Here is a 3,339-nt window from a genome sequence, read left to right on the forward strand (position 1 = left end):
TTACTTCCCGATACAAAAATTAGCAAAAATATTTCCCAGTAGATCGTCATTAGTAATCTCACCAGTAATTTCACCAAAGTGGTAAAGTGCCTGACGTATATCAATAGCTAATAAATCGCCAGATAATCCTGTTTCTAAACCATGCTGTACTTTTTTAATTTCTTCAAATGCCTTAATTAAAGCATCATAATGGCGCGAGTTTGTGACGATAGTTTCATTATTTCTAAGTGCACCAGTATTTATTAAATTTAGAAGTGAATCTGTTAATTGTTCTACACCAAATCCAGATTTAGCAGATAGCAATTGAATGCCTTCAATATCAGTATTCAACTTCGCTAATTGAATATCATCTAACTGGTCTATTTTATTAGCAATAATTAGTAAGGGTTTTTGTGGATGTTTATTTTTAATCTTTTCAATTTCTAGCTTTACAGTTGCAAGATTATTAATGCTAGAGCTACTATCAAATAAGTAAATAACTACCTGAGATTGGTCTATCTTTTCAAAAGTTTTTTTAATACCAATACTTTCAACTACATCTTCGGTTTCTCGTATGCCTGCTGTATCAATAAATCTAAAACCAATACCTCCAATTGAAATTTCGTCTTCGATGGTATCTCTTGTTGTACCTGCAATTTCAGAAACTATTGCGCGATCTTCCTTTAATATGGCATTTAACAAAGTCGATTTTCCAACATTAGGCTCACCAACAATGGTTACTGGAATTCCGTTTTTTATCACATTACCAACTGCAAATGAATCTATCAAACGTTTCAGCACAAAATTGATACGCTCTATTAATTGCTTAAACTGAGTTCTGTCAGCAAACTCAACATCTTCTTCGGCAAAATCGAGTTCCAACTCTATTAATGACGCAAAATTTAAAAGCTCTTCTCTTAGTTTAGCAATTTCAGATGAAAATCCTCCACGCATTTGTTGCATAGCAATTTGATGCGATGCTTCATTATCACTAGAAATTAAATCTGCAACAGCTTCAGCCTGACTTAAATCTAATTTACCATTTAAAAACGCGCGTAAGGTAAATTCACCAGCACTAGCCATTTTGCAACCATTACGCAAAAACAACTGAATAATTTCTTGTTGAATATAGGATGAGCCATGGCAAGATATCTCAACCACATCTTCGCCAGTATAAGAATTAGGGTTTTTAAAGACAGATACCAAAACTTCATCTATTGTTCGATTATCATCAATAATATGACCCAAATGAATCGTATGCGTTTTTTGGTTACTTAGTGTCTTGTGGCCTTTTACAGATTTAAAATGATTATCCGCAATAGTTATAGCGTTTTCACCAGACAATCTTATTACAGCAATAGCACCACTTCCAGATGGTGTTGCTAATGCTACAATGGTATCGTTATACATTTTACAGTGCTTTGTACAAAAGTATTGTAAAATACATAATTCTTATAAAATGAATACACTCATTTTAAGATTTAATTCACGAAGCATTTTGCTTTTTTTGACTTTGTCTTATATTAAAATCTTCAATTCTATACCTTTTCGAATTTTGGGATGGTTACTGTTAAAAGTTCTTCCTTATAAAAATGGAGTTCTTTTTGAATGTTTGCATTTTCAGAAGATAATGATGTTAAAAACAGATCTTGATAATAGGCAATTCCTTCAAATAAATTGCTTTTAAAGGTTTCCCATTTTTTTATTTGCTTGGTTGTTATGTCTTCTGAGACTGTAGCTATTTCATTTTTAAAATAATCCACATACATTTTCAATTCTTTTACAAACATGTTTGGACGATTTATATTTGAAAGCACAGATGCATTTCCATAAATATGATGCATCATTTTAGAAAGCGACACTTCTTCATTAAAATAAGCCATATTTGGTCCTGGGCAAATAACGACACCTTGCTCCTGCCCTTTTATTTTAATATCTTTTTCTAAATATGATGAATTGGACAAACCTACACAAAGACAAGCTTTTTTGGTTATTTTAGCTTTGGCATTTTCGTACATATTTGAAAATACATCAGCTTTTTTAGCTTTTAATTCTTTTAATTTGACATCTTGATATTTTTTTGAAGCTGTACAAATTCCTTCTGGACCAAATTCTTTACTTAGAGCCAAAAATTTCTTCGGACAAGAACTACCCGCTTTATCATTATCGATACGTTTTTGTTTAAAGAACTCGTTAGTGGTTCCTTTTATGGTGTTAAAAGGTACTCCTAAAGGCGAAATACCACTTAGATATAAATCTTTTTCTTTTGCATTTGCCAATAAATCCCTTGTTTGTTTATCTACAGATGTCGCTTCTGGAACCAATAAAAAAGGGGTTCCCCACCCTATGGAATCAACCTGATAGTTTTTAAGTAAAAATTCGTGTTCATCTGCTGTTCCAACACCACCTTGTACAGTACATTTTAAATCTAAAGGTTGTTCTGGTACAACTAGTCCTTTCCGACTTAATCCCTTTACAAAAACACTATGAGTGTCTTGTATTAATTCTGCCTTTTTATTCTTAAATTCTTCTAAAATTGGCCCTAATAAAAACCCATCTGTAGCAAAGGCATGTCCACCACAATTTAAGCCAGATTCAATTCTGTATTCTGAAACCCAAAGTCCTTTTTTTGCCAAAAATTTCCCTTGGATGATTGCCGAACGATAATCACTCACTTTAAGGATAATTTTCTTTTTTAACTGACCTTTACTATCTGGAAAGAAATCGTTGAAATCTTCAAAGTAACTATATAACCTTGGGTTCATTCCTGCTGAAAGCACAACAGAAGAACTTAACTTACTATTCGCAAAACCACGAAGTGATGCATGTGCATCATTAAATTCAACTGGTAATTGTTCTCCATTAACAAAATTATCTTTATCAACTTTGGTCATTATATTCACATCAATATCTCCAACTTTTAAATACGTTTCCAAGTAATTTTTAATCTTTTCTTTAAATGCAAAACCGTCTTCCAATAAGTTTGAAAGCCCTTCCTTTGTAGTTGATCTATTAGGCAAAGTGGCTATGAAGTTTTCTAAAGCCAATTTGCTTTCAGATAATTCTGATTTGAATTTTAAAAATTTTTCGTTAACTATTGTATCTACTAAGTTTAAATAAGAGGTAATACGCTCGGCACGATAATCTTTTACCTTTTTTGTTATTTCTTGATACGGTAGATTAAATTTATTACTATAAAAAGCATTCATTTTTTCCAAAAGATCATCGTCTATAATAGATATAACTGAAGAAATACCAAATTGAGCCACACGAATTGGGCTATCAATGGTATAAGCTAATCCCATTACTGGTATATGAAAGCTATGTAGTGATTTAGATGAAGCCATCTTTTAATTTTTT

The 3,339-nt window shown here is 31.9% G+C and carries 2 protein-coding genes; both read right to left on the reverse strand.

Annotation, left to right across the window (positions count from 1 at the left end; translation table 11 throughout):
* The gene (mnmE, locus tag AAC053_RS13730; protein WP_339757812.1) at nt 1–1,389 is read right to left on the reverse strand and encodes a tRNA uridine-5-carboxymethylaminomethyl(34) synthesis GTPase MnmE; all 1,389 of its coding nucleotides are present in this window, start codon (nt 1,387–1,389) and stop codon (nt 1–3) included.
* 128 nt (nt 1,390–1,517) lie between these two features.
* Complete coding sequence (locus AAC053_RS13735; RefSeq protein ID WP_339757815.1) at nt 1,518–3,326, reverse strand: hypothetical protein; 1,809 nt, start codon at nt 3,324–3,326, stop codon at nt 1,518–1,520.
* Nucleotides 3,327–3,339 lie beyond the last annotated feature (13 nt).

The organism is uncultured Winogradskyella sp., assembly GCF_963975125.1.
Taxonomy (GTDB): domain Bacteria; phylum Bacteroidota; class Bacteroidia; order Flavobacteriales; family Flavobacteriaceae; genus Winogradskyella.

Coding starts and splice junctions, on each gene's coding strand:
- mnmE (WP_339757812.1), bottom strand. CDS start 1,389: ATGTATAACGATACCATTGTAGCATTAGCAACACCATCTGGAAGTGGT.
- AAC053_RS13735 (WP_339757815.1), bottom strand. CDS start 3,326: ATGGCTTCATCTAAATCACTACATAGCTTTCATATACCAGTAATGGGA.